Below are 6,729 nucleotides of genomic sequence, written 5' to 3'. Positions count from 1 at the left end.
CCGGTCAGCCATCTGTGATAGGCAGCAATTGGATGATAGTAAAACGCCGCCATAAAATATCCGATCTCAAAAAGACCAAACACAAGAAAGGCGATTCCGAGATGATATGTAGCAACGGTCTTCCTTTTTAAACTGAGAAAAAAAACGGCGAGAAAAAAGGTCGTAATCGTTACTAGAAGACTTCCAAAAGAATAATAATTGAATAAAACCAAATCTGATCTCAGAAAATCTAATCCCATAATCTCCAATTCCGTTTTTTTAATTCTTTATTTGGTTCGCAAAAGTAAGACTTCATTAAAAAATCTTGAAAACGGCTTCAATAATCCACACTAAAACTAAAAATCAATAGAAAAAATAAGGACTCAAAGGAGTTTTCCATTATGCTATCTTTTAAGAAACTCAATTCTCTCAACACTAAGATTATAACTCACTTAAAAGAAAAACTTTGGTTAAAAATTTTCGTTGGAATGTTAGCCGGAATTCTTACTGGGATCCTACTCGGTTCCGATTTGTCTTTAGTCAATAGAAATGTCGCGCAACTTACCACTTCTTGGCTTGTTATACCAGGACTTATATTCATCAACCTATTACAGATGATTATGATACCTTTGATCTTCTCTTCTATTATTCTCGGAATTTGTTCCGCTGAAAATATAGAGAATGTTAAAAAACTAGGAATCGGAACCTTAATTTATTTCGTTTTTACAACTTTCATCGCCGTTACAATTGGAATTACACTATCACTCTGGCTGGAACCAGGAAAATCAACGACTCAAATTAAAAATACTCTGAGTTCAAACATTCCATCTCCAACTGAGATTCCGACCCTAGATAGATATCCTGAGTTGTTTATGTCCTTCTTTCCAAAGAACCCGTTCCTTTCGATCACTCAGGGAGAAATGTTAAACGTAATTGTGTTTTCTATTCTGCTCGGAATTGCGATTCTTTCGGTTTCAAAAGATCTATCAAAACCGATTCTTGAAATTTTGAATTCGGTTTTTCAAATCAGTATGAAAATCGTGAATTGGGCGATGGCTTTAACCCCTTTCGCCGTTTTCGGTCTGATGGCAAAGGCGATCTCTTCCATCGGTGTGGAATTGCTCGTTACTCTCGGCGTTTATATGAGCGTCGTTCTACTCGGACTTGTTTCAATACTCGGAGTTTATTCGATCATTCTTATATTTTTAGCGAAAAGAAATCCGATCAACTTCTTCTCAAAGATCGCGAGTTTACAACTCCTAGCGTTTTCAACTTCGAGTTCCGCTGCGGTAATGCCGGTTTCAATTCAAACAGCGACGGAAAACCTAGGAGTGAAAAAAAATATCGCGGAGTTTATCATTCCTGTCGGAGCTACGGTCAATATGGACGGAACTGCTCTTTACCAAGCAGTCGCAACAGTTTTCTTAGCACAATATTTCGGAATCGAATTAAGTCCAACCCAGTTGGTCTTTATTCTTTTTGCAACCGTCGGAGCTTCGATCGGAACACCGAGTACACCCGGAATCGGAATCGTGATTTTGGCCACGATTCTTGCCGGGTTAGGAATTCCCACGGAAGGAATCGGAATTATTTTAGGAGTGGATCGCTTTCTGGACATGTGTAGAACAACTGTCAATGTTACCGGAGACATTACCGCCTCCTGCGTAATGGATAGGATAACTTGATTGAGATATAAATTCTATCGACTTACGTTTTATAACATTCTCGCTAATATTACAGTACCTCTAACTAGCTTAGTTGATATAAGTATATTAGGAAATCTTGATACTTATATTTTTATGGCGGGAACCGCATTATTCGGAATTCTTTTCGATTTTATTTTTTGGATGTTTGGTTTTCTAAGAATGGGAACCACGGGATTGACCGCCCAAGCCACCGGAAAAAAGAACGAAAAGGAATCTCTTTTTATTCTGACTCGATCCATTGTTCTAGCCTGTTTGTTCGGAATGATGATCTTTCTTCTTTCTCCTTGGATTTGTGAAATTGGATTTCAAATTTTACACGGAAACACCGACGTCAAAGCGGCAGGCCTTGCTTATTTTAAAGGGAGAATCCCCGGTTCCATTGCGGTTCTTTGTAATTACGTGTTTACGGGCTGGTTTTTAGGAAGAGAAAAGAGTTTAACCGTTTTGATCGCAACCGTTATCGGAAACGGAATCAACGTGATTCTCGATGCTTGGTTTATCCTTAATCTAGGCTGGGAATCGTATGGAGCTGGTTTAGCGACCAGCATCAGTCAGTTTGGAATGTTGATTGTTTTTATTTTTGCGTTTCTCAGAGAATTGAAAGTTCGGCCTAGCTTAAAACTATCTTTTCTGAAAGACAAAGATCTATTTTCCATTCAAGGCTTTTCCCTTCTTCTTCATCTGAACAAAGATATCTTTTTGAGAACTTTGTTTTTAATTCTTACATTTAGCTTATTCCGGAATTTCAGCTCGGAAGTAAGTACGGAAATTTTAGCGGCGAACTCGATTCTACTTCAATTGATTCTTGTAAGTGCCTATTTAGTCGACGGAGTCGCGTTTGCCACAGAAAGCCTGGCCGGAAATATCTGCGGTGAAAAGAATTGGAAACTTCTGAAAGAACTTCTTTACCTGGCTCTTTACAATAGCGTTTTTTTCACTTCGATTTTTTTGGGATTCGTTTTTCTATTTCCGAATTTCACATTCGGAATGATCACAAGTAGCGACGCCGTTTTATCTTTGTTGAAAAAATATCGATTTTGGCTGTTCCCTGTTTTAGAAATCGGAGCCGTCGCATTTATCTTGGATGGTTTTTTTATAGGACTCACACAAGGGAAAATTCTTCGTAATTCGATGTTGATCAGTGCCGTTTTTTTCTTCTTTCCTATTGCATATCTTGGAAAAATCAAACAAGACAACCATCTTCTTTGGTTTTCTCTCGTTTTACTTATGATCGGAAGAGTTTTGACATTATCCGTTCAAGCAAAAAGATTTCTCAAGAGTTCAAAACTACAAAACGCGGGATAGACATAAACATTTGAATAAAAGGTATTAGGATTTTTTCTTCCAGCATGCGTATAGAAAATTAATATTATAAATTATACATATACTAATTTTAGGTATAAATCATTTCTGTAAACGCAGGAACTAATTTTTATAATTGTTCACACTGAACTCACGTTACATTGTATTTTTTACGACTTTTTCTAAAGTGCTACAGTTCCAAAATCACTCTAAAATTACCTGAATCTCGGCCGGAATATTTTTCCATTCCTCCGAATCCCTGTTTTTGTAAAAAATTGGAGATTGAATGTCGTTCCAGTTTTCGGCTCGAAAGAGATCGATATTTTCTTCTCCTTTTTTAAATACTCGGGAAGATTCTTCCGAAGAAGGTTTTACGTTTTGAATAGGAGCCCACCCGAAACCGGGAATGTAAACGTCTATCGTATCCTTGAAGGAAACAGAATCGGACCCGGAAACGGAAACCGTATATTGAGAGCGCACCGGAACACCCGAATCTAAAAGGTTTTTTTTCAAAGAAGACATGGTATTTCGAAACAGTCTTGCATCGAAAATCTTATCAACGTAATAGGTATTCTTTTGAGTTTCCAAAAATTCATCCCTCAAGAACGGTTTCAAATCGTCTCCGATTTTTTCTTTCCTTTCCAAAAACTCGTCAGTCACGTAGTAGCGGATATTCTGAGTTCTTACTTCAAAAGAATATTCTAAAGTTTGTTTTCCTTTGGAATCGTCCACTCCGAGAATTTTTACGAAGGCCTTTCCATTTCCGATAAAATCCTGTTTAAATCCGGGTTGGTTTACTTTTAAATTTCGAATCCTTTGATGTTCAGTCGTTGGAGGTTGAAAAATTCCAAGTGACCCTCCTGCAATCGAGAGCTGATTTAACGAAAAAGTAACCCGGATCTTTACAAGATGAATCGTTTCTCCCGAAGCAATAAAACGATCCGTTTCGACAAAAGAAATCTTTCGAACTTCTTTTCCAGCTCGATCAACTATGAAAATTTTACTCCCTAAAAAAACCATTCCTCTGATTTCTTTAGAAGGCGTTTTGATAGAGCCGGTAATCGCTCCGTTATCCGGATTGTATCGATAGATGTTTCCGTCGGAAGAATCGGAAACCCAGATCGAATCTCTTGCAAAAACCAAATCTCTCGGTTGAGCCCGATCTGTTAAAAAGCCCCCGATCAGTTTTCCGGTCGCTTTATCTAGAATAGAAATTTTTCCGTTTTCTTGATCGAGAATGTAAAGTAAAGAATTTTGACTGGCAATCCCTCCGATTTTTTCAATCGGAACCGGAATTCTTTCCGTAACGCCGCCTGTATTGGGTTCCACTTTTAAAACGAGTTTTCTTGCACCGACAAAAATTCTTCCTTCGCGTGGATCAAAACTGATTCCGGTGAGAAAAGGAATGTTCAATGAAAACGATTCTTGCCTTCCGTTCGGATCGACTCGATACAAAGATCTATGCGTGGAATCTAGATACCAAAAATTCGTACCGTCATATGTAAGACCGTATACATTTTCCGTAAGTTTGATTTCCTGATCTTGGTCGAAAACAGGAGTCGAAACTACAAAAAGAAGAATAATCAAAGACCTGAATAAACCGACTTGAGCGAAATCCATACTTCCTCAACAAGACCCGGTCGATTTATATCTATTCCAAGTTGGATCGGAGAAGGTACAAAAATAAAAATCAGAGTAAATAAAATCAATAAACCGCCAATTTTTCGAATTCGATTCAAAGGAACCGCCGGGTCGGGGACAAAAGGGTGTTCTACTTTTATGATGAAATAAATCAGAAAACCCCACAATAACCAGGAAAAATTCCATAAACATAAGAGCAAAAAAACCGTAAAAAGATAATAAATCCAATTTCTATATCTTTCACCAAAAACGGAATAAATTACATGCCCTCCATCGAGTTGACCAAACGGAAGTAAATTGATGGCGGTTACAAGAAGTCCAACCCAACCGGCCTGCGCTAAAGGATGAATCCAAACGTCTTGAGTAGTCGGATCGAAAGGTCCTAAAATCCATTGGTTCATAGTAATCGTAAAAATGGATTCCCCAAAAGAAATGATTCCCGGGTTTTCTCTTACAGAATCAATCGGGACCAAAGAAGACAAATAGATTCCTACAATATAACAAGGCACGGAAAGAATTAAACTCATCAGGGGGCCCCAAATTCCTATGTCGAAAAGTTGTTTTTTATTCCGAATCGGCTCCAAAATTCGAATGACCGCCCCCATAGTTCCGATCGGAGCTAAAGGAATCGGTATAAAATAAGGCCAGGTCGCTTTAATACTATAATAACGAGCCGCTAAAAAATGACCCATCTCATGAGCCGAAAGAATTATAATCAAGGAAAGAGAATAAGGTAGTCTAAGAAAAAACAGCTCTTTTAGGGATTGAACAGATAGGAAAGGTATTTCAAAAAATTCACTTTGAAACGTGAGTGTTAGGAAGGTCAGGATAAACAAAATTATGTGTGTTGAAAATCTAGATTGTTTCAATTGCATATTCTATTCTTAAAAAGAATCCTCTTTACATCTTACCACGAATTTTAAATCTTTTCCCTAAGGCATTCACTGAAAACAAAACTTTCTTTTACCGAAAAGACAAAGTTGTGGAACTCAAGTATAATGTTTCTTACGGATCACGGTAGATATATACATTGCCAGTGTCCCATCGAATACATTACGACAAAATCCATTGAGAGCGCACTGAGTTCGAAAACGTATGTAAGCCGCTTTAAGAAAGGCTTTTATAGTTTATTAGCAAAGACCGGAGATCGACACTTGTTTGAAAACATTAAATTTATAAGGAAGTATGATCCAGCCGCTAAATCTTATTTGGAAATTGTACTTTGTTATCCGGGCTTACACGCGCTCTGGTTCCATAAACTGGCTCACTTTCTTTATCGGATGAAGCTTCCTCTAATTCCAAGGATGATCAATACTTTTTCCAGATTTATCACCGGAATAGATATCCATCCGGGGGCTCAAATCGCAAACGGAATTATGATCGATCACGGACATGGGGTCGTAATCGGCGAAACAGCGACGATCGCTAAAGGATGTTTGATTTATCAGGGTGTGACTCTTGGCGGAACCGGAAAAGAATCCGGAAAACGTCATCCGTCTTTGCTTGAGAACGTGGTAGTCGGTGCAGGTGCTAAAATCCTTGGAAATATCACGATTGGAAAAAACGTACGAGTAGGAGCAGGGTCCGTCGTTATGCGAGACATTCCACATGATTCAACCGTGGTTGGAATTCCTGCAAAGATAGTTCGTTCCAAAATGCCAATCGGAGAAAAAGGCGAGCACATGCTGGATCATAACGAAATTCCGGATCCGGTTGCAAAGATATTCTCGATTTTAATCGAAAAAATCGAAACTCTTCAAAAAGAAATACATTCTATGGATCAGAGTAAAATTGATCACACTCAGTTGAAAAAGGAAAGAGATAATTTAGAAGAAATTTTGGACGAGTTTATCCACGGTAGCGGGATTTAAATTTAGGGTTCATTTGATTGTAACGAAATTTTAAAGAGTTAAAATTCGAATTTTTTTAGAACCCGTCTTAAAAACCTTAAAAGAAATCAGCTACAATCATTCAATAAGTTCATAATAAAATATAGAAGTTCACACAAATTACATCCCTTTGATGTTTACGAGCTTTCGAGCATATTTTATAATTGTTAAGTTCTCGTCGAGGTTTTGGGATAGGTTTTAAAAACATTTTA

General features: G+C 37.8%; 6 protein-coding genes (1 of these 6 cut by a window edge). 3 read left to right on the top strand and 3 right to left on the bottom strand.

The window, feature by feature from the left end:
• Positions 1–239: the beginning of a SpoIIE family protein phosphatase gene (locus tag LEP1GSC190_RS00275; RefSeq protein ID WP_002746676.1), read on the bottom strand. The gene continues 2,944 nt to the left of window position 1, outside the view; the window shows 239 of its 3,183 coding nt (coding positions 1–239); it begins with the start codon at positions 237–239; its stop codon lies off the left edge, out of view.
• A 141-nt stretch (positions 240–380) separates the two neighbouring features.
• Between LEP1GSC190_RS00275 and LEP1GSC190_RS00270 the strand changes: the two genes are divergently transcribed.
• Positions 381–1,664 carry a dicarboxylate/amino acid:cation symporter gene (locus LEP1GSC190_RS00270; RefSeq protein ID WP_002746657.1) on the top strand — a complete coding sequence of 428 codons (1,284 nt, stop codon included), beginning with the start codon at positions 381–383 and terminating at the stop codon, positions 1,662–1,664.
• Positions 1,665–2,990: an MATE family efflux transporter gene (locus tag LEP1GSC190_RS00265; protein ID WP_081586330.1), complete on the top strand. Its 1,326-nt coding sequence runs from the start codon at positions 1,665–1,667 to the stop codon at positions 2,988–2,990.
• 201 nt (positions 2,991–3,191) lie between these two features.
• Here LEP1GSC190_RS00265 and LEP1GSC190_RS00260 read toward each other — a convergent pair whose 3' ends face one another.
• Both LEP1GSC190_RS00260 and LEP1GSC190_RS00255 read right to left on the bottom strand, forming a co-directional pair.
• On the bottom strand, positions 3,192–4,607 hold the full coding sequence (locus LEP1GSC190_RS00260) for a Vgb family protein (RefSeq protein WP_002746596.1): 1,416 nt from the start codon (positions 4,605–4,607) through the stop codon (positions 3,192–3,194).
• Positions 4,571–5,503, bottom strand: coding sequence for a site-2 protease family protein (locus LEP1GSC190_RS00255; protein WP_051019806.1), 933 nt, complete (start codon positions 5,501–5,503; stop codon positions 4,571–4,573). The genes LEP1GSC190_RS00260 and LEP1GSC190_RS00255 overlap by 37 nt, the downstream gene beginning before the upstream one ends.
• A 279-nt stretch (positions 5,504–5,782) precedes the next feature.
• Here LEP1GSC190_RS00255 and cysE point away from each other — a divergent pair, with 279 nt between their 5' ends.
• Positions 5,783–6,499, top strand: a complete 717-nt coding sequence (gene cysE, locus LEP1GSC190_RS00250) for a serine O-acetyltransferase (RefSeq protein ID WP_002746645.1) — start codon at positions 5,783–5,785, stop codon at positions 6,497–6,499.
• Positions 6,500–6,729 lie beyond the last annotated feature (230 nt).

Source organism: Leptospira mayottensis 200901116 (assembly GCF_000306675.2).
GTDB lineage: Bacteria > Spirochaetota > Leptospiria > Leptospirales > Leptospiraceae > Leptospira > Leptospira mayottensis.
This window is presented reverse-complemented; position numbering and strand designations above follow the sequence as displayed.